Origin of the sequence: Phreatobacter sp., from assembly GCF_027532945.1 — a bacterium.
Taxonomy (GTDB): domain Bacteria; phylum Pseudomonadota; class Alphaproteobacteria; order Rhizobiales; family Phreatobacteraceae; genus Phreatobacter.
Genome location: NZ_JAPZTZ010000028.1, coordinates 26542 through 47934, shown reverse-complemented (window position 1 = coordinate 47934; position 21393 = coordinate 26542). Strand labels below are relative to the sequence as shown.

19 protein-coding genes are annotated in these 21393 nt (G+C 68.6%); 8 read left to right on the top strand and 11 right to left on the bottom strand.

Annotated features, from left to right (window positions below):
• Positions 1 to 9: 9 nt before the first annotated feature.
• The 4 genes from O9344_RS17830 to O9344_RS17815 form a co-directional block, all read right to left on the bottom strand.
• Positions 10 to 363 carry a DUF2794 domain-containing protein gene (locus tag O9344_RS17830; RefSeq protein WP_298480550.1) on the bottom strand — a complete coding sequence of 118 codons (354 nt, stop codon included), beginning with the start codon at positions 361 to 363 and terminating at the stop codon, positions 10 to 12.
• 87 nt (positions 364 to 450) lie between these two features.
• Complete coding sequence (locus O9344_RS17825) at positions 451 to 1026, bottom strand: hypothetical protein (protein ID WP_298480547.1); 576 nt, start codon at positions 1024 to 1026, stop codon at positions 451 to 453.
• Between the two features lie 49 nt (positions 1027 to 1075).
• Positions 1076 to 2869, bottom strand: a complete 1794-nt coding sequence (locus tag O9344_RS17820; protein ID WP_298480545.1) for an ABC transporter ATP-binding protein/permease — start codon at positions 2867 to 2869, stop codon at positions 1076 to 1078.
• 121 nt (positions 2870 to 2990) lie between these two features.
• Positions 2991 to 3923: an AEC family transporter gene (locus tag O9344_RS17815; protein ID WP_298480542.1), complete on the bottom strand. Its 933-nt coding sequence runs from the start codon at positions 3921 to 3923 to the stop codon at positions 2991 to 2993.
• A gap of 70 nt (positions 3924 to 3993) precedes the next feature.
• On the opposite strand from O9344_RS17815, the gene O9344_RS17810 reads away from it, so the two are divergent.
• The 3 genes from O9344_RS17810 to thpR all read left to right on the top strand — a co-directional run bounded on the left by O9344_RS17810 (position 3994) and on the right by thpR (position 5985).
• Entirely contained in the window at positions 3994 to 4380 is a 387-nt protein-coding gene (locus O9344_RS17810) for a response regulator (RefSeq protein ID WP_298480539.1), read from the top strand.
• Between the two features lie 133 nt (positions 4381 to 4513).
• A complete protein-coding gene (locus O9344_RS17805) occupies positions 4514 to 5296 on the top strand; it encodes a glutamine amidotransferase (RefSeq protein WP_298480536.1) in 783 nt (260 codons plus the stop codon).
• A gap of 149 nt (positions 5297 to 5445) precedes the next feature.
• Complete coding sequence (gene thpR / locus O9344_RS17800) at positions 5446 to 5985, top strand: RNA 2',3'-cyclic phosphodiesterase (protein ID WP_298480534.1); 540 nt, start codon at positions 5446 to 5448, stop codon at positions 5983 to 5985.
• 11 nt (positions 5986 to 5996) lie between these two features.
• Here thpR and O9344_RS17795 read toward each other — a convergent pair whose 3' ends face one another.
• From O9344_RS17795 to O9344_RS17780, 4 genes are all read right to left on the bottom strand, one after another.
• Positions 5997 to 7709: a L,D-transpeptidase family protein gene (locus tag O9344_RS17795; protein WP_298480531.1), complete on the bottom strand. Its 1713-nt coding sequence runs from the start codon at positions 7707 to 7709 to the stop codon at positions 5997 to 5999.
• A gap of 236 nt (positions 7710 to 7945) precedes the next feature.
• The gene (locus tag O9344_RS17790; protein WP_298480529.1) at positions 7946 to 8899 is read right to left on the bottom strand and encodes an acetyl-CoA carboxylase carboxyltransferase subunit alpha; all 954 of its coding nucleotides are present in this window, start codon (positions 8897 to 8899) and stop codon (positions 7946 to 7948) included.
• 123 nt (positions 8900 to 9022) lie between these two features.
• Positions 9023 to 9946: a site-specific tyrosine recombinase XerD gene (locus tag O9344_RS17785; RefSeq protein WP_298480527.1), complete on the bottom strand. Its 924-nt coding sequence runs from the start codon at positions 9944 to 9946 to the stop codon at positions 9023 to 9025.
• A gap of 4 nt (positions 9947 to 9950) precedes the next feature.
• Complete coding sequence (locus O9344_RS17780; protein ID WP_298480524.1) at positions 9951 to 10100, bottom strand: histidine kinase; 150 nt, start codon at positions 10098 to 10100, stop codon at positions 9951 to 9953.
• A 198-nt stretch (positions 10101 to 10298) separates the two neighbouring features.
• Here O9344_RS17780 and xth point away from each other — a divergent pair, with 198 nt between their 5' ends.
• From xth to O9344_RS17760, 4 genes are all read left to right on the top strand, one after another.
• Entirely contained in the window at positions 10299 to 11111 is an 813-nt protein-coding gene (xth, locus tag O9344_RS17775) for an exodeoxyribonuclease III (protein WP_298480521.1), read from the top strand.
• A gap of 168 nt (positions 11112 to 11279) precedes the next feature.
• Positions 11280 to 12029: an electron transfer flavoprotein subunit beta/FixA family protein gene (locus O9344_RS17770; RefSeq protein WP_298480518.1), complete on the top strand. Its 750-nt coding sequence runs from the start codon at positions 11280 to 11282 to the stop codon at positions 12027 to 12029.
• Complete coding sequence (locus O9344_RS17765; RefSeq protein ID WP_298480515.1) at positions 12029 to 12964, top strand: FAD-binding protein; 936 nt, start codon at positions 12029 to 12031, stop codon at positions 12962 to 12964. The genes O9344_RS17770 and O9344_RS17765 overlap by 1 nt, the downstream gene beginning before the upstream one ends.
• Before the next feature lie 193 nt (positions 12965 to 13157).
• Positions 13158 to 14033 carry a 3-hydroxybutyryl-CoA dehydrogenase gene (locus O9344_RS17760; RefSeq protein WP_298480512.1) on the top strand — a complete coding sequence of 292 codons (876 nt, stop codon included), beginning with the start codon at positions 13158 to 13160 and terminating at the stop codon, positions 14031 to 14033.
• A gap of 3 nt (positions 14034 to 14036) precedes the next feature.
• Here the strand turns inward: O9344_RS17760 and O9344_RS17755 are convergent, their stop codons facing one another.
• Positions 14037 to 15218 carry a GGDEF domain-containing protein gene (locus tag O9344_RS17755; protein ID WP_298480509.1) on the bottom strand — a complete coding sequence of 394 codons (1182 nt, stop codon included), beginning with the start codon at positions 15216 to 15218 and terminating at the stop codon, positions 14037 to 14039.
• Positions 15219 to 15361: 143 nt separating this feature from the next.
• On the opposite strand from O9344_RS17755, the gene O9344_RS17750 reads away from it, so the two are divergent.
• Entirely contained in the window at positions 15362 to 15547 is a 186-nt protein-coding gene (locus O9344_RS17750) for a hypothetical protein (protein ID WP_298480506.1), read from the top strand.
• A gap of 3 nt (positions 15548 to 15550) precedes the next feature.
• On the opposite strand, the gene O9344_RS17745 is transcribed toward O9344_RS17750, so the two are convergent.
• Positions 15551 to 16414 carry a prolyl oligopeptidase family serine peptidase gene (locus O9344_RS17745; RefSeq protein WP_298480503.1) on the bottom strand — a complete coding sequence of 288 codons (864 nt, stop codon included), beginning with the start codon at positions 16412 to 16414 and terminating at the stop codon, positions 15551 to 15553.
• Complete coding sequence (locus O9344_RS17740; RefSeq protein WP_298480500.1) at positions 16411 to 21246, bottom strand: NAD-glutamate dehydrogenase; 4836 nt, start codon at positions 21244 to 21246, stop codon at positions 16411 to 16413. Before O9344_RS17740 ends, O9344_RS17745 begins: the two co-directional genes overlap by 4 nt.
• Between the last annotated feature and the right edge of the window lie 147 nt (positions 21247 to 21393).

Sequence of the window (21393 nt, the reverse complement as noted above, 5' to 3'; positions counted from 1 at the left end):
GAGGAACCGCTACTGGACCACCTTCAGCGGCTTTTCCAGCACGGCAAGCACGCGCTTCAGGTCGTGGCCGCGCTTCAGCACCAGGCCCGCCGTGTTGATCACGGCATAGGGGCCCTGCTTGGCATCGGGCATCTTCTCGACCCGGTAGAGCGGCATTTCCGAGGACCGGCGGAAGATGGCGAAGACCGCCTTGGTCTTCAGGAAATCCATCGCGTAGTCGCGCCATTCTCCCGCGGCGACCATGCGGCCGTAGAGCTGGAGGATCTGCTGCAGTTCGCGGCGATCGAACGACACTCTCGGCTGCGCGGCACCGGCGTTCAGCGGAACGACGGTGCCGGCCTGACTCGTATCGACATCGGACATGAGGCTCCTGCCGGCGCTCCGGCTCGTGTCACGGTCAGGTCATGATCGACCCGTCCGGCGCGATTGGCAAGCCGGAGGCGGCTTGGCTCAGACCGGCTTTGCCGTGCGTTCGAAGAGCGGCAGGGTCTTGTAGGGCTCCTTGGGCGTCAGGAGGCCCTCCTCGACCATCTTGTCGTGCTGCACCTTGGCGATGTCGTAGGCGTAGGAGCCGGCATAGAAGGCGACCGTGCCGCCGGGCTTGGTCTGGCCGACCAGCAGCTTCACCATCTGGTAGTCGGTCAGCCCGCCATAGGCGTCGTTGGCCTCGGTGCGGAACTCGCCGACATGGAACAGCGTGACGATGTCGAACATCGGCAGGAGCCGCGCGTCGAGCTGGTAGATGTCGCCGAAGAAGGCCTTGTAGCCCCAGCCGAGCTCCGGATTCTCGACGATCATCGTCTCGTAGGTGCGGATCTCGCCCGGCGAGGCCGTGATGCCGAGGATGGCGTTCTTGCGCTCCTTCTCGACATTGTGCAGGCCGAGGATGTGATGGCCGCCGGTGCCGAAATGGAAGATCGCCTTCTGCGAGATGTCATTGTCGTCCAGCCAGTCGCAGAAATGGACGTCGCAGGGGCACTCCTTGACGCGCAGGTCCCAGAAGTGATCCCAGATGTGCAGTGACATGGTGTCAGGTCCTCATTGGGCGGCATCGGCCGCTGCGTGATGAAAGATCTCAGGCGCCCGCCGCCTGCGCCACCCTTGGCCGCAAGGGGACGGACGCGAGCCGTGCGCCATCGTCAGCGCGAGAGAGCACGAGCTTGCGATCGTGGAGGGCTTCGAGGCCCGGGCGCAGTCCCACGCTGATCAGCGTCGAGCTGGCAAGCGCGCCGACCAGCGTCGCCATGAGCCGAGCCTCGCCGCCCTCGTCGAGGGCGCTGGTCGCGCCGTCGAGGATGACGAGATCCGGCCGCTGCACCAGCAGCCGGGCGATGGCGAGGCGCTGCCGCTCGCCGTTGGAGAGCGTCTGGTCCCACCTGCCGACATCATCGAGCCGGTTGCCGAGATAGCCGAGCCCGGCCTCGACCAAGGCCTCGCGCAGGACGGCATCGTCGACGGCAAGGCTCTGCGCCGGATAGAGCAGGGCACCGCGCAGGCTCCCCTCCGGCAGATAGGCCCGCTCCGGCACGAAGGCGATGCTGCCGCCGGCAGGAAGGGCGATGGCGCCGTTCCCCCAGGGCCAGAGACCGGCGAGGGCGCGGACCAGCATCGACTTGCCGGTGCCGCTCTCGCCGGAGACCATGACCTTCTCGCCCGGCTCGATCCGCGCCTCGGCCCGGTCGATCAGCACCCGCCCCGTCCGGTCGGAGATGGTGAGACCGGCGAGCGCCACGACCCCGCCGAGGCCCGGCTCCACCACGACGCCACCGGCCTGGCCCGCGGTGCGGTCGAGGTCGATGTCATCGATGGCGTTGGTGAGTTCGGTGACGCGCTGCATCGAGGCGTAGCACTGGGCGATGGCGCGGAAATTGTCGACCAGCCAGGCGATGGCGACCTGGACCTGCAGGAAGGCGCCGGCGAGCTGCGTCACCTGGCCGAGGGTGAACTCGCCGGAGAGATATTTGGGCGCGGCGAGCAGCAGCGGCAGGACCGGCACGAAGACGCCGCTGCCATTGGTCAGCCAGGTGATGTGGCCATGGCGGCGCACGACGCCGAGCCAGCGCTGCACGAGGTCGGCATAGGTCGTGCCGAGCGCCCGCCGCTCGTCGGCCTCGCCGCGGATGAGCGCGACGCTCTCGGCATTCTCGCGCAGCCGTGTCAGCTCGAAGCGCAGCTTGGCTTCGGCCTCGTTGCGCCGGGCCACGGCGCCGGGGAGCCGGTGGCCGACCCAGAGCATCAGCGTCGACATGACGACGCCGTAGATGATCGCGGCGAGCACCATGTAGCCGGGGATGACGAACGTTCCGGAGCCGACCTGGACCGTCAGCGAGCCGCCCACCACCCAGAGTACGCCAACGAAGGTCAGCGCCGAGACGATGGAGCTGGTGAGCCCGATGGCGAAGTCAACGATAGGCTCGGTGGCGAGCCGCGTGTCATCGGCGATGCGATATTCGGGATTGGCCGGCTCGGTGCGGGCGAGGCCCATGCGATAGTAGCGCTGGCCAGAAAGCCAGCGGCCGATCAGCGAGCCGATGAGCCATTCGCGCCAGCGCACCTGCAGCGTCTCACGCGACAGCACGATGCCGACGCCGATCGCCGCGGCGCAGACAACGAGGCCGAGGAAGACGAACACCGCCCAGACCACCGTCGTCGTGTCGGAATTCTCCAGCGCGTCGAAGAAGCGCCGGTTCCAGGTGTTGACGGCGAAGTTGATGCCGACATTGACGATCAGGCAGAGGGCGAGGGCCGCCGTCAGGAACCACGCCCTGCTCGCAGTAGCACCCGTCCACCACCCCGACGCGAGGCCGAAGAAGTCACGGAAGACCTTGCGGTCGAGCCCTTCTGCTGGGGAGGGGGAAGAAGAGGTCAACGCTGGGGCCACCCGCGACGGCTGAACACGATTTCGTGAGCGCCACTGTCCCCCATCCGGAGGAGCTACGCAATCAGCCCTATTCACGTTGCGACAGCGTGAACCGGCGATGAACGGTCGTTCAGCCGATGCCGAGCACCCTCAGCCAGAGGATCGAGGTGGCCACCGACAGGAGGGTGGAGAGGGCCACCGCCGTCGAGGCGATGCCGACGCCCTGGCCGTAGCGGGCGGCGAAAAGATAGGCGTTGATGCCGGCCGGCATGGCGGCGAAGAGCACCACTGTCCCGGTCCAGGCCGGCGGCAAGCCGAAGACATGATGGGCCACCACGAAGGCAATCGCGGGGTGAACGATCAGCCTCAGCACGCAGACCATCAGCGCCACGGGCACGTCGGCGCGCACGCCATAGGTCTTGAGCGACAGGCCGAGAGCGATGAGCGAGAGGGGAATGGTCGTGCCGGCGACCATGTCGAGCATCGTGGCAGGCACCCCCGACGGCTTCACGCCGAGTGCCTGGCAGGCGACGCCCGCGACCATGGCGATGATCAGGGGGTGCGTCGCCAGGCCGCGGCCGAGCTTGGCGAACAGCGCACCCCCGCGGGCGGCACGGGTCCCCTCCAGCATCAGCGTCGCAATGCTCATGGTGATCGGCAGGTTCACCGCCAGCAGCATGGCGATGGGAAAGGCCGCCGCCTCGCCATAGGCCTTGAGGATGATCGGGATGCCGATGAGCACGGTGTTGGCCTGGCCGGTCGACAGGCCGGCGATGACCGCGTCGCCATGGCTGCGGCGGAAGAGCCGAGCGGCGAGCAGGGTGGCCAGCGTCCAGACCACCGCCATCCCCACATAGTAGGCGATCCAGTAGCCCCAGGGGAACACGCCGGGAAACACCGCCGCGGTGAGCAGCTTGAACATCAGCGCGGGGGCGCCGATGACGAAGAGATAGGAGGTCAGACCCTCATTGGCGCGCTCGCCGATGAGCCCCGCGAGCCCGGCCGCATAGCCAAGCGCGACGAGGCCGAAGACAGGGGCGACAAGGAGAATGAGCTCGATCATGGGCCGTGGTTCGGGGTCCGATCAGGGCCCCATAAACCATTTCTTCGCCATTGGCGGCTAAGACCGCTGCATGCCCGTCATGTCCGCCCCGTCCCGTGCCAAGAGCCCCGCGGCCCGGCCGTCGCTCAGCGTTCTGATCGCCGACGACCACGCCTATTCGCGTGAGGTGGTGAGCCGCATCGCCACCGCCCTCGGCCATCGGGTGACCAGCGTCGAGGGTGGCCACGCCGCGCTCGAGGCAGTTGCGGCCGGCGAGTTCGACGTCGCCATCATCGACCGGCGGATGCCAGACATGGACGGCGCGGCGGTGGCCATCGCCATGAAGTCGCATCCGCGCCATCCCCGCCTCGTCGCGCTCTCCGGCGACGATCCCGGCGATATGCTGCCCGGCCTCTTCGACGTGGTTCTGCAGAAGCCCGTCGAGGCCGCGATCCTCGCCAAGGCGATTGCAGGCTGATTCCATCGCCGGCTGAGGCGGTTCATGTGACAGTTGTGCAACGCACATCTGCCATTTGTTCAGCCATCTTTCACCAAGCCCAAGGTTTCATCACACTTGGTTCCACCGACTGGCCCCAAGGTGATTCAGCGTCATGTCCGTCCGCGCCCTGATGCGATCCGACGCGAGGATCTCCGGACCGGCGACGCCCCTCGTCCGGCGCCGGCAACCGCGCTCTTCGCGCCCCAAGGATATCCTCATCATCCTCCACCAAGAGCATTCGACGCCCGGTCGCGTCGGGCGCCTGCTGCAGGAGCGCGGTTTCCGCCTCGATGTGCGCCGTCCCCGCTTCGGCGATCCGCTTCCCATCGACACCGCCCCCTATGCCGGTGCGGTGATCTTCGGCGGGCCGATGAGCGCCAACGACCCCGACGATTTCGTCAAGGCGGAGACCGACTGGATCGGCCTCGCCCTCAAGGATGAGTTGCCCTATCTCGGCATCTGCCTCGGCGCCCAGATGCTGGCGCGCCATCTCGGCGCAAAGGTCGGTTTCCACCCCGAGGGTCATGTCGAGGTCGGCTACTACCCGCTCTATCCGAGCGAGACGGCCTGCAAGGAGCTTCCCTGGCCCGACCACGTCTACCAGTGGCATCGGGAGGGCTTCGAGGTGCCGGCAGGGGCCGAATTGCTCGCCACCGGCGACACCTTCGCCAACCAGGCGATCCGCGTCGGCCGCTGCGCCTACGGCATCCAGTTCCACCCCGAGGTGACGCACTGGATGATGAACCGCTGGACGACGCGCGCGCATGAACGCATGGCCTCGCCCAATGCGCGGCCGCGGCAGGACCATTTCGACGGACGCTACCTCTATGACCCCGGCGTTCGTCTCTGGCTTGACGCCTTCCTCGACCACTGGACGGCCCTGAAGGTCGCCTGATCCGGTCGGAGGGCGCGCATGTCACCGGCGTGACATCGGCTGCGGCCAGCGTCACGATCGGCTTGAAGGCTGCGATTCGCGGAGATGCGGAGCGCAGGGCCTGGCACGGTGGCCCGGCAGGGCCCCATGCCGAGCGCAGGGAGGTCGCCATGCCGCGCATCTTCACCGGTCTCGAAGTGCCCGAGGCCATTGGCGATGATCTTGCGAGATTGCGCGGCGGGTTGCTCGGGGCGCGCTGGATCGAGCCCGAAGACTACCACCTCACCCTCCGCTTTGTCGGCGACGTCGATGACCGCACGGCCAACGAGATCGCCGACCTGCTCTATGCGGTCCGCAGGCGCGCCATCGAGGTGACACTGACCGGGCTCGGTGCCTTCGGCGGCGACAGACCGCGCTCGCTTTTCGTGGCGGTGAAGCAGACCCAGCCGCTGATGGAGCTGCAGGCCGAACATGAGCGCATCATGCGCCGCGTCGGCCTCGCCCCCGAGACGCGCAAGTTCATTCCGCACATCACGCTGGCCCGGCTCGGCCGCGACACCACCGCCCGCACGGCGGCGGACTGGCTCGCACTGCGCGGCCTGTTCCTCAGCCGCACCTTCATCGTGCCGAGCTTCGTGCTGTTCTCGTCGAAGGAATCGGTCGGCGGCGGGCCCTACCTGGTCGAGGAGAGCTATCCGCTCGCCGCCTGACGCGCCCCCGATCAGTTGCGGGCGCCGCCCTGGTTGGCCACCTGCGGTGCGTCGGAGGGCGCCGGCGTCTGACCCTGGGCCTGACCGAGACCGATGGACCCCATGGTGCGCGACAGCCAGTTGCCCTGCGGCGCGGGAGCGGGCGCCGGTTCCGGCGCGAAGGCAGAGACCGTCGGCGCCTGGACCGGCCCGCTGGAGCGGGCGGCAACGCTGGTGCGCAGCGGCGAGGGCACCGGCACCGGCGCGGTGATGGCGCTGGCGACCGAGGCCTCGAGGGCCGGAACGCCCTGCTGCGGCGCGGCTGCCGCCGGCAAGGTGACGGGAGTCGAGGACGCGGAGGCGAGGGCCGGAGCGGTGGCAACGGGGGTCGAGGCGGCGGCGGCAAGGGCCGGAGCCGTTGCGGTCGGCGCAGCGGCCGGCGTGGAGGCCCTGGCCGAGACCAGGGTCACCGGCTCGCTCTGCTGGCTCGCCAGCGAGAAGGTCGGCTCGGACGAGCCGACGCGGATTTGCCGATCGGTGAAGCGCGAGGCGAAGGTGCGGTGGGTACCGCCGTCAATGCCGGAACGCGCCGGAGCCGCGGTGACCTCGCGCGAGAGCGCCGCCATCTGGGCCATGTCGCGGGCATTCTTCGCCGCAACCGCCTGGCGGATCGGCGCCGGGACCACATAGGCCGGGCAGGCAGAGGCTGCCTGGAAGTTCGGACGCGGCGCCGACGTGTCATCACCGACGGCAGTGAAGCGCGTGCGCAGGTTGCGGGCCGGGGCCTCGCGCGTGACCGGCGCCATGGTGGTGACCGGCTGGTTGACGGAGGTCGGAACGGGGGTCCGCGGCGCAGCCGAGGTCGAGACATTGGCGCGCGACGTGCCCGCGCTGCGAGTGCCGGCCCACGGATCGTTGGCGGCGATCATCTCCCGCGTCTCGCCCGTGCCGCCGGCCTGCGCCAGCACCGACTGCGGCGAGACGGCGTTGAACACGTAGCGGCGCTCGCAGACATCGACCTGCGGCTCCTGCCGGGTGACCTCGAAATGGTCGTAGCCTTCCTTGAGATTCTTCCAGAAGGCCATGTTTGGATTGTTGCGGTGGCGGGCGAGGTTCCGCGGCGTCATGCGGAACGGATAGGCCTGCACCTGGAAAGAGTCCTGGCCGGCCTGAAGCGCCTCGCGGGCCAGCGCATAGACCTCGGCGATGGCCTCGTCGGTCATGGCGTAGCAGCCGCGCGACGAGCAGTCGCCGTGCACCATGAGGTGCGAGCCGGTGCGGCCGTAGGACCGGTCGAACTGGTTGGGGAAGCCCATATTGAACGCGAGGTAGTAGGACGACCGCGGGTTCATCAGGCCCATATTGATCTGGTAGAAGCCCTCGGGCGACTGACGGTCGCCCTCACGGACCTTCGGTCCGAGATCACCGGAATAGTTGCAGATCGGATAGGTCTTGAAGAGCGCGTAGCGGCCGGTGGCGTCGCGCTTCCAGACCTCGAGCTCGGCCTCTTCCTTGAAGATGCGCATGAGCACCGGCGAAGTGCGCGTCATGCCCTTCACGTTCAGCTCTTCCACCACGGTCTGCGCCAGCGGGCGGTTGCCGCGGTTCGGGTCGTTGCGGGAGACGGTTTCGCCCTGGCAGGCGGCGAGCAGGGCGGCCATCGAGACGAGCGCGACGACCCGCCAGCCGCGGGTCCGGCCGTGCCGGACAGCTGCCTTCGTGTGATCACCGGCCGACTGATGCAATGCTCTGCTCCCGAAAAGGGGCGTCGAAAAAAGGCCCCGCGAACGGTTCAGCTTGGCGCCGTGGATCCTTAACGGACCCTTGAAAGCGACCGATAGCGTCAACCCGCGGTTACTGCAAGCAGCCGAAAACGTGACCGAGGGTTAACGAATTCCCCGTCCCGTCACGGATGGGCGAAGATGCGGCAAGGAAGGTGGCCGAACCAAGGCGCGAGCGCCCCGGCCCGCGTCGCCATGCCTCAGAGGGACCGGCCGATGGCGAGGAATTTCTCGCGACGCAGGCGGCGGATGTCCTCAGGCGACTGGCCGGCCAGCGCGCCGAGCGCCTGTTCGATCGCATCGCCCACGCGGGTGATGGCGACCTCCGGCTGGCGATGGGCGCCGCCCACCGGTTCCTGAATGATCTGGTCGATCACGCCGAACCGCATCAGGTCCTGCGCGGTGATCTTCATGTTGGTGGCCGCTTCCTGCGCCTTCGACGTGTCGCGCCACAGGATCGAGGCGGCGCCCTCCGGCGAGATGACGCTGTAGATGGCGTGTTCCAGCATCATCACCTTGTTGGCGGTGGCAATGGCGATGGCGCCGCCCGAGCCGCCCTCGCCGATGACGATGGCAATGTTCGGCACGCCCAGCCGGAGGCCGCAATCGGTGGAGCGGGCGATGGCCTCGGCCTGGCCGCGCTCCTCTGCGCCGATGCCGGGATAGGCACCGGCCGTGTCGACAAGGGAGATGACGGGGATGCCGAAGCGCTCGGCGGTCTCCATCAGGCGCACCGCCTTGCGGTAGCCCTCGGGGCGAGCCATGCCGAAATTGTGCCGGATGCGGGTCTCGGTCGTGTCGCCGCGCTCATGGCCCATGAAACAGACGCTCTGGCCGCGGAACCGGCCGAAGCCGCCGACAATGGCCTCGTCCTCGCCGAAGACGCGGTCGCCGGCGAGCGGGGTGAAGTCCTCCAGCAGGGAGGCGATGTAGTCGAGCGTGTGCGGGCGGCCGGGATGGCGGGCGACGAGCGTCTTCTGCCAGGGGGTAAGCCCAGCATAGAGGTCCTTCAGCGCCTGGTCGGCCTTCTGCTCGAGCCGCGTCACCTCGTCGGTGATGGAGACGCCGCCGTCGCGGGCGGCGACTTCGCGCAGCTCCTCGACCTTGGATTCGAGCTCGGCGATCGGCTTTTCGAAATCGAGGTAGCTGCGCATCGGCAAGGTGCGGCCCACAACCCGTGTGCATCGGCCGGTGAGGGCCGGGGACGGCCCCGGAGGGCCCGATGAAGCGCGACGACATGCCCGTCAGGACGGGGCAAGTCAAGGACGGAGGACCGCCTAGTCCTCGCCCGAGAGCGGATGAAGGTCGCGCACGAGGCTCTTCAGCCGCTCGTCCAGCACATGGGTGTAGATCTGTGTCGTCGCAATGTCGGCATGGCCGAGAAGTTGCTGCACGGCCCTTAAGTCCGCGCCGTTCTGCAGCAGATGGCTGGCAAAGGCGTGGCGCAGCACGTGCGGCGAGACCTTGGCCGCCGGCAGGCCGGCCGCCCCGGCGATGGCCTTCAATTCCCGGCCGACATGCTGGCGCGTCAGGTGGCCGCTCTCGCCGGAGGAGGGAAACAGCCATTTCGACGGACCGAGGCCGGCCGCCTCCCGCAGGGCAAGATAGGTCGCCATGGCCTCCGTCGCCGCGGCATTGAGCGGCACGATGCGCTCCTTGTTGCCCTTGCCGCGCACCACGAGGAAGCGCTGGTCGCGCCGCGCCGCCGCCACCGGCAGGGCGATGAGCTCGGAGACGCGCAGGCCCGTGGCGTAGAGGAGTTCGAGCAGGCAGGCGAGCCGCGCGGCCCTGAGGCGCTCGCCGACCGGGCGGGCGGCGTCATCGATGCCCTCGCGGGAGACGGCGAGGAGCTTTTCCACCTCCTGCATCCCCAGCGTCTTCGGCAGCGGCCGGCCGCGCTTCGGCCCCTCCAGCACCGCCGCCGGATCCTCGGTGCTGATGCCCTCGCCATAGAGGAAGCGATGGAACTGCCGGACCGCCGAGAGCCGGCGGGCGACCGAGGCGGTCTGGAGACCCCGTCCCCGACAGTCCGCGAGATAGTCGCGGATGGTCGCGGTGGTGACCGTCTTGGCCGTCGCGCCCGCGGCCGCGAGGAAGCCGTCATAATCCTCGAGGTCCCGGCGATAGGCCTCGAGCGTGTTGCGGGCGGCGCCGCGTTCTGCCGCCATCATGTCGAGGAAGAGGTCGACCTCGCCGGCCATGGCCTTAGCGGCGCGGCTGGAGGCGGGCTGGCGGCACCTGCACGCTCATCTCGCGCGGCTCCGGGTCGACCAGATAGGCGAGCGCCAGCATGCCGGAAAAGCCGAGGCCGGCGAGCACAAGCAGGATGGTGATGAAACGGAACAGCGTCGGCATGACGGGAGCGCCCTCTCGGGCTCCCTTGGACCATCAAAGCCCGCGTCGGACAAGAGGTGGCGGCGCTGCTCCACACGTCATGGCAGCAGCCAACTTTGGCAGCAGCGGACGGAAACGGGTGGACAGCGCCCCTTGCGCAGCTATCCCGGCACCGGCGCGGCTTCTATGGTGCGCGCCGAACGAGGCCGGACCGACACCATGACGCTGACCATCGCCACCTGGAACATCAATTCCGTGCGCCTGCGCATCGAGACGGTCGCCCGCTTCGTCGCCGAACACCAGCCGGACGTGCTCTGCCTGCAGGAGACCAAGTGCATCGACGGCCAGTTCCCGCTCGCCGACGTCAAGCGCATGGGCTACGAGCACACCGCCATCCATGGCCAGAAGGGCTATCACGGCGTCGCCGTCTTCTCCCGCTTCGCCCTCAAGGACATCGATCGCCGCGCCTTCTGCGACAAGAACGATGCCCGCCACATCGCCGTGACGCTCGCCGAGGGTCCGGGCGCCGGCACCCGCATCCACAATTTCTATGTCCCCGCCGGCGGCGACGAACCGGATCCCGCCATCAACGAGAAATTCGCCCACAAGCTCGGCTTCCTCGACGAGATGGAGGCCTGGGACGCCCTGCGCGTCGGCGGCGGCGCCTCGAAGGCCGTCCTCGTCGGCGACCTCAACATCGCCCCGTTGGAGCACGACGTCTGGAGCTCGAAGCAACTCGCCAAGGTCGTCTCGCACACGCCGCTGGAGCGCCGCCGCCTCACCGAGGTCGCCACCGCCGGCGGCTGGGTCGACATGATGCGCACCCTCACCCCCGAGCCGCAGAAGCTCTACACGTGGTGGAGCTACCGCTCGCCCGACTGGGACGCCGCCGACAAGGGCCGCCGCCTCGACCATGTCTGGCTGAGCCCGGCCCTTGCCCCGGCGATGCGGCAGGTGAAAGTGCTGCGCGACGCCCGCGGCTGGGACCGGCCTTCCGACCACGTGCCGGTGGTGGCGACGCTGGCAGTGTGAGCCATCACCGCGGTTCGTGTTGCGCTGCATCACCCGAAGGCCCTATGGCGGCGCCGAGGTGGTTTCGTTGACACCCTCATGGGCCGCTTCTAGGGTGCGCGCCCGGTCGAAACGACCTCTTGGAACCGATTATCCGCGCGGAAAATCGTCCGTGCGGGGAGGGACACGATGAAGATTCTGGTGCCCGTGAAGCGGGTGGTGGACTACAACGTCAAGATCCGCGTGAAGCCCGACGGCTCCGGGGTCGAACTCGCCAACGTGAAGATGTCGATGAACCCCTTCGACGAGATTGCCGTCGAGGAGGCCATCCGCCTGAAGGAGAAGGGCGCCGCGACCGAGATCGTCGTCGTCTCCATCGGCCCGCAGGGCGCCGCCGAGACCATCCGCACCGCTCTTGCCATGGGCGCCGACCGCGGCATCCACGTCAAGACCGACGCCACCGTCGAGCCGCTGGCCGTCGCCAAGATCCTCAAGGGCGTGGTGGCTGAGGAAGCCCCCGGCCTCGTCATCCTCGGCAAGCAGGCCATTGACGACGACAGCAACCAGACCGGCCAGATGCTGGCCGCCCTGCTCGGCTGGCCGCAGGGCACCTTCGCCTCCAAGGTCGAGGTTGCCGGCGACGCCGTCTCGGTGACCCGCGAGGTCGACGGCGGCCTGCAGACGGTCAAGCTGAAGACGCCTGCCATCGTCACGACGGACCTGCGGCTCAACGAGCCGCGCTATGCCTCGCTGCCGAACATCATGAAGGCGAAGAAGAAGCCGATCGACGAGAAGGCGCCCGACACCTATGGCGTCGACGTCGCCCCGCGGCTCAAGGTGCTGAAGACCACCGAGCCGGGTGGCCGCAAGGCCGGCGTCAAGGTGGGTTCGGTCGCCGAACTCGTCGCCAAGCTCAAGAACGAAGCCGGGGTGCTCTGATGGCCACGCTCCTTCTCGCCGAACACGACAATGCCTCGCTGAAGGATCCGACGCTGAAGGCGCTGACCGCTGCCGTCGCCCTCGGCGCGCCGGTCACCGTCCTCGTCGCGGGCACGGGCTGCGGCCCGGCTGCCGAGGCTGCCTCCAAGCTCGCCGGCGTCGCCAAGGTGCTGGTCGCCGACAGCGCCGCCTATGCCAACCTGCTGGCCGAGCCGACCGCCGCCCTGATCGTCTCGATCGCCGGCGGCTATGACGCGATCGTCGCGCCCTCCACCGCCAACGGCAAGAACGTCATGCCGCGCGTCGCGGCCCTGCTCGACGTCATGCAGATCTCCGACATCATCAAGGTCATCGCGCCCGACACGTTCGAGCGGCCGATCTATGCCGGCAACGCGCTGCAGACCGTCCAGTCGACCGACGCCAAGAAGGTCATCACCGTCCGCACCGCCTCCTTCCAGGCGGCCGGCACGGGCGGCTCGGCCCCGGTCGAGGCGGTCGCCGCCGTGGCCGATCCGGGCGTCTCGACCTTCGTCGGCGAGGAGATCGTCAAGTCCGACCGTCCCGAGCTGGGCGCTGCCAAGATCATCATTTCCGGCGGTCGCGCGCTCGGCTCGAAGGAGGCCTTCGCCAAGGTCATCGAGCCCGTCGCCGACAAGCTCGGTGCCGCCATGGGCGCCTCGCGCGCCGCGGTGGACGCCGGCTATGCGCCGAACGACTGGCAGGTCGGCCAGACCGGCAAGGTGGTAGCCCCCGAGCTCTACATCGCCGTGGGCATCTCCGGCGCCATCCAGCATCTCGCCGGCATGAAGGACTCCAAGGTCATCGTCGCCATCAACAAGGACGAGGAGGCGCCGATCTTCCAGGTCGCCGACTACGGCCTGGTGGGCGACCTCTTCACGCTGCTCCCCGAGCTCGAGAAAGAGCTCGGCAAGTAAGGCCGATCGCGGCGGGCGGGGAGTGATCCCCGCCCGTGCCGTCTGGCGATGCGCATGGGCGATCGCCGCCCGGCGGGCGGCCTCCCGGCAATCGGGATGGCGTCGGCGGCGAGACCGTCGTAGAGATGTCCGCCAGTTCGTTTAGATCGCACCGCTGCCCGGCACACGCCCGGGCCGTGCACCGGGTGGAACCATGGACATTCGCAAGATCGGCGTGATCGGCGCCGGGCAGATGGGCAACGGCATCGCGCATGTGGCGGCTCTCGCCGGCATCGACGTGGCCCTGCACGACATCTCCGAAGACCGCATCAAGTCGGGTCTGGCCACCATCAACGGCAATATGAGCCGCCAGCTGTCGAAGAACCTCATCAGCGAGGAGGAGCGGCAGAAGGCGCTGATGCGCATCGAGGCCGCCCCTCAGGTCGCCCAGCTCGGCGATTGCGATCTCGTCATCGAGGCCGCCACCGAGAACGAACAGGTCAAGGTCAAGATTTTCCAGTCGGTCTGCCCGGTGGTGAAGCCGGACGCGATCCTGGCGACCAATACCTCGTCGATCTCGATCACCCGCCTCGCCTCGACCACCGACCGGCCCGAGCGCTTCATCGGCATCCACTTCATGAACCCGGTGCCGGTCATGCAGCTCGTCGAGCTGATCCGCGGCATCGCCACCGAGGACGACACCTTCGAGTCCGCGCGCGCGCTGTGCACCAAGCTCGGCAAGACGGTCGCGGTGGCCGAGGACTTCCCGGCCTTCATCGTCAACCGCATCCTGCTGCCGATGATCAACGAGGCCATCTACACGCTCTACGAGGGCGTCGGCTCGGTCGAGGCCATCGACACCGCCATGCGGCTCGGCGCCAATCACCCGATGGGTCCGCTGCAGCTCGCCGACTTCATCGGCCTCGACACCTGCCTGTCGGTCATGCAGGTGCTCTACGAAGGCCTCGCGGATTCCAAGTACCGCCCCTGCCCGCTGCTGGTGAAATATGTCGAGGCCGGCTGGCTCGGCCGCAAGTCGCAGCGCGGTTTCTACGATTATCGCGGCGAACGTCCCGTCCCGACCCGCTGACGCTCAGGCGCTACGCCGATCCCGGTCGGGATCGGCATCGGCCACGACGACGCGATCACGTCCAGCCCGCTTCGCGGCATAGAGCGCGGCATCCGCCCGCGCCACCAGCGCCGAAGGCGGTTCCGGCGGTGCGCCCGTGGCGACACCGATGCTGACGGTCAGCGGCACCGTCCCCGAGGCGCCCATGGTCACGCGGATCTCCTCGGCCAGTGCCCCGGCCTCATCCAGGCCGCCGCGCGCCATGAGCACCACGAACTCCTCACCGCCATAGCGCGCCACGACGTGCCCCAGCCGGCCGGCGGTCGCCTGGAGCACCGCGGCGACGCCGCGCAACGCCTCGTCGCCCGCCAGATGGCCGTTGACGTCGTTGAAGCGCTTGAACCCGTCGACATCGATCATGAGCAGCGCGAGGGCCGACCCCTCGCGTTCTGCGGCCGCGGCGAGCGCACCGAGCGCCTCCTCGAAGCGCCGGCGGTTACCGATTCCGGTGAGTGGGTCGCTGAGGGCGGACTGGGCGAGCCGCAGATTGGCCCGGGTCAGCTCCACGTTGGTGCGCTGCAACTCGTCGAGCAGGCGCAGGGCGTCGCGCTCGGCATGCATCTGCCTCAGCCTCACCTGGCCGAGCTGAAGGATGCAATAGGCCTGGAAGCCGCCATAGAGAAGGCAAATCGGCACCAGCACCGTGAGGCCGTCCGCGGCAAGCACCGGCAGGTGGAAGGCGATGAGAATAAGCACCTGCGCCAGGGTCGGACCGGGCGCCATGTAGGTGCGCAGCGTCACCGCCTGGATGAGCACGCAGCCGATGGCGAGCACGGCCAAGCGCATGTTCGCATCGGCTGCGAGATAAAGCACGGCGCCGGTGCTTCCCCAGAGGATGGCAATGGTCACGCAGGTTGCGGCGAAGACCCGCAGCCATCGCCGCTCATCGCCTCCACGACCATACCGGCGATAGGCTTCGGCTGCTCCAATCCTCACGACGAGGGCGCAGGCGAGCAGACCCGCGGCCATTAGCGCCGCGGTAGGTTGGCCCGAAAAACAGACCTGCAGGATGGCCAGCGTCATGACGACGACAGCCACGAGGAAGGGACGGTGATCGAAGAACTCGTCGATCAATTCCTGCTTCTGCCGTGCATCGCAGACATCGGCGCCGAGCAGCAGCGGAAAGCGGAACAGAATGGACGTCATCGACCTTCGACGAATCGGGAAACCGGTATTTTGACCTTACGGAAAGGTCCAGAGCCGAGCCACCGCTTTGTTTCAACGATCGATCAGGCCCTCAGCCTTCCTTAACCCTGCCGGGCCATCCTGATGACGGACAGGAGACCTTGATGTCGACCGACGCGATCGCCGGGACAATGGTGGCGATGCAGGCCGCCGAGACCCGCATGGGCCTTCAGGCCGTGATGGTGAAGCAGCAGAACCAGGCCGATCAGGCCGTGGTTGACCTGCTCGCTTCCGCCGTTCAGGCGGCTCCGGCACCCGGAACCGGCCTTCTCGTCGACAAGACGGCCTGAAATTCAGCGAAACTGCAGGATGAACGGCTCCACAACCGGAGCCCAGACCCTTACGCCGGCCGTGCTCGGCAGCAGCGCATGGCCATCCGATCCGAAGGCCGGCAGCATGCGGAACTCCAGCGGCGCACCAGCGGCCCGGTATGCGTCGGCCAGTCGGCGTGCCAGCGCCGGACCGAACGTCTGGTCGTTCTCCGTGTAGATCCAGAGGGCCGGCGTGCGGGCGCGCCGCCCAAGTGGCACGATGTCGCGGACCAGTTCCTCCAGCGCGCAGGTGTCGCCCGTCTCGCCGGAGCGGCCGCGCCGCCCGCCGCCGAAATTGATGACTGCCGCGACCGCCGGATGGTTCTCGGCGGCAAGACCCATGACCGCCCAGCCGCCGGTCGACTGGCCGACCGCCACGACACCGGATGGCCGGATGAAAGGCAGCCGCGTCAGCGCGTCGATCACCGCCGCGAGATCGGCCGCATCGGCCCGCGCGACACCGGCATGGTTGGGCCGGCGGCAGGCGAAGCGCTCCGCCCGCTCGCCGCCGGTGAGCCCATAGCCCCGCCGATGGACGATGGCGACGGCATAGCCGCGCTCGACGAACCAGGCGACGACCTGGGGATAGACGCCATGGGCGGGCTCGCCGTTGCGCGCTGCCTCGGCGGAGGTGTGGTGGGCCATGACGACGAGCGGTCGCGGCGTCTCGCCCGGCGGCCGGAACAGGATGGCTGCAAGAACGCGGCCCTCGTCGGAAACATGCGGGATGCGCCAGACCTGCTCGCGCAGGCGCGATCCCTCCTGCCCCTCGGGTCGCGCCTCCTGCGCCGCGGCCGGGGCCACGGCCAGCAGGGCCGCGAGGACAAGGCAAAGACGCCGCCTCATCCCCGCACGAGGTCGCCGAGCAGGCTGGCCGCCACCGTCGCCTTGGAGACGGTGAGGCCGGAGCCGGCAATGTCGGACACCGCACTCCGGATGCGCTCGGCGCGGGCGCCATGCACGCCCATCCAGGCCTCGACCGCCGCCGTGCCCGAGGCACCGCCCGCGACCATGTCGGCGGTGAGCCGCCGCTCGGCATCGGCGATGGAATCGAGCGCCCGGTCGAGGGCGAGGCGGTCGAAATAGTCGGTGACGGTGATGGCCCGCGCCGCTGCCTTCATCTGGTCGAGCCGGAACAGGGCGGATGCGGCGAAGGTGGTCGCCGCGACCTCGGCGACCCCGCGGCCCGTCTGGTCGGCCACCGCCACGATGTCCGGGGCGGCGGCGAGCTGGTCGAGGCTGGCGAGCACACCCGCCAGGGGATCGGGCACGCCGGCAGCGCGCAGTTCCTCCGTGCGGGCCTTGCGCAGCGTCGCCGAATCGCCCGGCAGCGCCGTGTCGAGGCTCGCCGCCACCGCCTCGATGCCGGCGCGGTAATGCACCACCACATCGGCGAGGCCGTGGGTGAGGTCGACATTGCGGATGAACCAGATGACGCGATCGATCAGCAGGTCCTGGATCGCCGCATAGAGTTCGAGCTGCAGGCTGCCGGCGATGCGGTTGTCGAGGCCGTCGAGCTCGGTGTTCAGCGCCGTCATGCCATAGGCGTCGCGCACGGCCGCGAAGGCCGAGGCGATGGTGGCGACATCGGCACCGGTCTGGTCGATGAGGCGGGTGACGAAGGCCGGCCCGCCACGGTTGATCATCGAGTTGGAAAGGCCGGTGGCGATGATCTCCCGCCTGAGGCGGTGGGTCTCGATGGCGTCCGGGAAGCGCTCCTGGATCGGCCGCGGGAAATAGCGGACGAGTTCGCGCGCGAGATAGGGGTCGTCCGGCACCGAGGAGGCGAGGAGATCGTCATAGAGATCGAGCTTCGCATAGGCGAGCAGCACGGCGAACTCTGGCCGCGTCAGCGGCTCGCCGCGGCGGCGGCGCTCGGCAAGCTCCATCTCGTCCGGCAGGTATTCCACCGGCCGGTCGAGCTTGCCCTGGGCCTCGAGCGTCTGCATCAGGCGCTGCTGGAAGCCGAGATCGTCGAGCCCGCGCCGCTGTGAGAGCGAAAGCGCCAGCGTCTGCAGGTAGTTGTTGCGCAGCACGAGCCGGCCGACATCCTCGGTCATCTCGGCGAGCAGCGTGTTGCGCGCGTCCTGTGACAGGCGGCCGTCGCGCTCCGGCGTGGTCAGCGCGATCTTGATGTTCACCTCGACGTCCGAGGTGTTGACGCCGGCGGAATTGTCGATGGCGTCGGTGTTGAGGCGCACGCCTCGGCGGCCAGCCTCGATGCGGCCCTTCTGGGTCATGCCGAGATTGGCGCCCTCGCCCACCACCTTCGCCCGGATGTCGGCGCCAGTGATGCGGATGGCGTCATTGGCGCGGTCGCCGGCCTGCTCGTCACTCTCCGAGGAGGCACGGACATAGGTGCCGATGCCGCCGAACCAGAGGAGGTCCACGGGCGCCTTCAGGATGGCGTTCATCACCTCCTGCGGCGTCGCCTCGCTCTTGTGGAGATCGATGGCGGCCTGCACCTCGGGCGAGAGCGGGATGGACTTCGCCGAGCGCGGGAAGACGCCGCCACCGGCGGAGATCAGGCTCTTGTCGTAATCGGCCCAGGAGGAGCGCGGCAGGTCGAAGAGCCGCCGGCGCTCGGCAAAGGCCGCGGCCGGATCGGGCGTCGGATCGAGGAAGATGTCGCGGTGGTCGAAGGCGGCGACCAGCTTGATGGTCTTCTCCAGCAGCATGCCGTTGCCGAAGACGTCGCCCGACATGTCGCCGACACCGGCAACGGTGAAGGGCGTCGTGCCGATGTCGGTGCCCATCTCGCGGAAGTGGCGCTTCACCGCCTCCCAGGCGCCGCGGGCGGTGATGCCCATCTTCTTGTGGTCGTAGCCCTGGCTGCCGCCGGAGGCGAAAGCGTCGCCCAGCCAGTGGCCCTTCTCGATGGAGAGCGCATTGGCGGTGTCGGAGAAGGTCGCCGTGCCCTTGTCGGCAGCGACAACGAGATAGGGGTCGTCGCCGTCATGGCGGACCGTGTCCGGCGGCGGCACGATGGCGGCACCGTCGATATTGTCGGTGAGCTGCAGCAGCGAGCGGACGAAAATCCGATAGGCCTCGGTGCCCTCGGCGAGCCAGGCGTCGCGCTGCGCCGGCGGCGGCAGCTTCTTCGGCACGAAGCCGCCCTTGGCGCCCACCGGCACGATGACGGCGTTCTTCACCTGCTGCGCCTTGACGAGGCCCAGCACCTCGGTGCGGAAGTCCTGCGGCCGGTCGGACCAGCGCAGGCCGCCGCGGGCGACCTTGCCGAAGCGCATATGCACGCCCTCGACGCGCGGCGAATAGACGAAGATCTCGTAGAGCGGCCGGGGAGCCGGCAGGTTATCGATCTTCTTCGACTCGAACTTCACCGCGATGGTCGGGCGCACCTGACCATCGCGGCCAAGCTGGTAGAAATTGGTTCGCACCGCCGCCTGGATCAGGTTGATGAAGGCCCTGAGGATGCGGTCCTCGTCAAGCGAGGTGACCTGGGCGAGGCTCTCCTCGAAGCGGGCGAGAAGGTCCGTGAGTTTGGCATCGCGCTCGGCGATGCTGAGGCCGAGACGCGGATCGAAGCGCAGGTGGAACATCAGCACCACGCCCTTGGCGATGGTCGCGTGCTTGCGCAGCGTCGCCCAGAGATAGTCCTGGCTGAAAGGCGCGCGGATCTGCCGGAGCACGCGCGCCAGCGTGCGGATGACCGCCACGTCGCGCCAGGCAAGGCCCGCCTCCAGCGTCAAGGCATTGAAGCCATCGCTCTCGGCCTCGCCCCGCATCACCGCCATCAGGGCGGCTTCGAGCTTCTCGTCGAGCGCTTCGAGGTCAATGGCCTGGCCGGCCGGCCGCGCCAGTGCCATGTCGTGCAGCCAGACCGGCGTCGCACCGGCGCCGCCCGCGGCGATCTCGTAGGTGCGCTCGTCCACCACCGCGAAGCCCATGGCCTCGAGGATGGGCACGCGCTCCGACAGCGGGATCGGCCGCCCGCGCGAGAAGACCTTGAGGCCGGCCTCGGTGCGCGCGCTACCCTCCGGCCGGTAGAAGTCGATGGCCAGCGTGCGCTGATCCGACAGGCCTTCGAGGATGCGGATGTCGCCAATGGCCGCTTCCGGCGTCACCGCCTCGCGATAGGCGGCCGAGAAGGCGTCGCGATAGCGGGTGATGAGGTCGCCGGCCTTGGCCGGTCCATGGATGAGAGCAATGGCCTCGCCTAGCCCGTCGCTCCAGGTGCGCACGATGCGCGCGACCGCCGTCTCCAGCGCGACGCGGTCGACGCGCGGCGTCTCGCCCTCGTTGCGGCCGATGATGAAATGGACGCGGGTCAGCGGCCCGTCGGGAAAGAAGGGGTAATAGGCCGAGACGCGGCCGTCATAGACCTTCGCCAGGTGGGCGCCGATGGCGAGACGCACCGTCGTGTCGAAGCGGTCGCGCGGCACATAGACCATGACCGAGACGAAGCGATGGAAACGGTCCTCGCGCGGCAGGACGCGCACCCGCGGCCGGTCTTCGAGCTGCATGACCGCCATAGCGTGGTGGAACAGCGTCTCGTCATCGATCTGGAACAGCTCGTCGCGCGGATAGCTCTCCAGCACATTGACCAGCGCCTTGCCGGAATGCCCGTCGGGATCGAAGCCGGCACGGGTCAGGACCCGGTCCACCTTGCGGCGCAGATAGGGGATGGTCTTGGTCGAGCGCGTATAGGCCGTGGAGGTGAAGAGGCCGACGATGCGGGCCTCGCCGACCAGCTGTCCCTGCCGGTCGAAGCGCTTCACGCCCACATAGTCCATGTGGATGCGGCGATGGACGCGGGACCTCACATTCGCCTTGGTAATGATCAGCGGCACCGGCTGCATGAGGAACTCGCGCAGCTCCGCCGTCATCACCACCAGTTCGGTGCCGCGCTTGAGGATGCGCACCGTGTCATCGCGCAGGATGCCGAGGCCGGTCGGGAAGTCAGGCTCAAGCTGCCCGTCGGCGACGCCGCCGACGAAACTGTAGTCGCGTACGCCGAGCAGAGTGAAGTTGTTGGCCACCAGCCATTCGAGGAACTGGATGCCCTCCGCCATCTCGGTGACGGGCAGGACCGGGTTTTCCTTGAGATCCTCGATGATCGCGCGGACGCGCTGCTGCATCGGCTTCCAGTCGGCGACACAGATCCGCACGTCGGCCAGCGTCGCCTGCAGCTCCGTCTCCAGCGCCGTGCGCCGCGCCTCGTCGCCGATGCGGTCGACATGGACGTGGATGAGGCTCTCGCGGGCGGCATGGTCCTCGCCCGGCTCGAGGCCGCGATACGCGGCCAGCGCCCCGTCGAGCTCACGGTCGACGGTGAGGATGGGATGGGCGACGAGATGGACCTGGAAGCCCTGCTCCGCCAGCACGCCAAGGACCGAGTCGACGAGGAACGGCATGTTCTCGTTGACCACCTCGACCACCGTCACGGCGGCAAGGCGGGAGGCGGCCGAGGTCGGCTCGGGATCGGCGATGCGGATGGTGGAGAGGCCGGGAGTGCGGCGGGAGAAATGGGAAAAGCTCTCGGCGGCAAGGCTGGCGATATCGCGGGAATCATAGGCCACGAGATCTTCGGCATCGCTGCGGCCGAACAGGTCGGCGGCGTAATCGGGCGGGACGCCTGGCGCCGTGCCCCGCAGGATGATGCCCGCCTGCTCGATGATGGCCGCGGCCCCCCGCGCATCCTCGGCCCGATTGGTCATGCTTGTCTCCCAGAGGGCGGATTCGTGATTTTTGTTCCCGCGAAGGCAGGATGATCACGCCCGGACTCGGCCGTAAAGCCCATTTCGTCGGTTCCAGACGCCATGCTAGGTCCTCAAGACGCGGTGATGACGAAGCCTTGGTGGAAC

Coding starts and splice junctions, on each gene's coding strand:
- O9344_RS17770 (WP_298480518.1), top strand. CDS start 11,280: ATGAAGATTCTGGTGCCCGTGAAGCGGGTGGTGGACTACAACGTCAAG.
- O9344_RS17830 (WP_298480550.1), bottom strand. CDS start 363: ATGTCCGATGTCGATACGAGTCAGGCCGGCACCGTCGTTCCGCTGAAC.
- O9344_RS17750 (WP_298480506.1), top strand. CDS start 15,362: ATGTCGACCGACGCGATCGCCGGGACAATGGTGGCGATGCAGGCCGCC.
- O9344_RS17785 (WP_298480527.1), bottom strand. CDS start 9,946: ATGGCCGGCGAGGTCGACCTCTTCCTCGACATGATGGCGGCAGAACGC.
- xth (WP_298480521.1), top strand. CDS start 10,299: ATGACGCTGACCATCGCCACCTGGAACATCAATTCCGTGCGCCTGCGC.
- O9344_RS17740 (WP_298480500.1), bottom strand. CDS start 21,246: ATGACCAATCGGGCCGAGGATGCGCGGGGGGCCGCGGCCATCATCGAG.
- O9344_RS17805 (WP_298480536.1), top strand. CDS start 4,514: ATGTCCGTCCGCGCCCTGATGCGATCCGACGCGAGGATCTCCGGACCG.
- O9344_RS17815 (WP_298480542.1), bottom strand. CDS start 3,923: ATGATCGAGCTCATTCTCCTTGTCGCCCCTGTCTTCGGCCTCGTCGCG.
- O9344_RS17745 (WP_298480503.1), bottom strand. CDS start 16,414: ATGAGGCGGCGTCTTTGCCTTGTCCTCGCGGCCCTGCTGGCCGTGGCC.
- thpR (WP_298480534.1), top strand. CDS start 5,446: ATGCCGCGCATCTTCACCGGTCTCGAAGTGCCCGAGGCCATTGGCGAT.
- O9344_RS17790 (WP_298480529.1), bottom strand. CDS start 8,899: ATGCGCAGCTACCTCGATTTCGAAAAGCCGATCGCCGAGCTCGAATCC.
- O9344_RS17755 (WP_298480509.1), bottom strand. CDS start 15,218: ATGACGTCCATTCTGTTCCGCTTTCCGCTGCTGCTCGGCGCCGATGTC.
- O9344_RS17760 (WP_298480512.1), top strand. CDS start 13,158: ATGGACATTCGCAAGATCGGCGTGATCGGCGCCGGGCAGATGGGCAAC.
- O9344_RS17810 (WP_298480539.1), top strand. CDS start 3,994: ATGCCCGTCATGTCCGCCCCGTCCCGTGCCAAGAGCCCCGCGGCCCGG.
- O9344_RS17765 (WP_298480515.1), top strand. CDS start 12,029: ATGGCCACGCTCCTTCTCGCCGAACACGACAATGCCTCGCTGAAGGAT.
- O9344_RS17825 (WP_298480547.1), bottom strand. CDS start 1,026: ATGTCACTGCACATCTGGGATCACTTCTGGGACCTGCGCGTCAAGGAG.
- O9344_RS17780 (WP_298480524.1), bottom strand. CDS start 10,100: ATGCCGACGCTGTTCCGTTTCATCACCATCCTGCTTGTGCTCGCCGGC.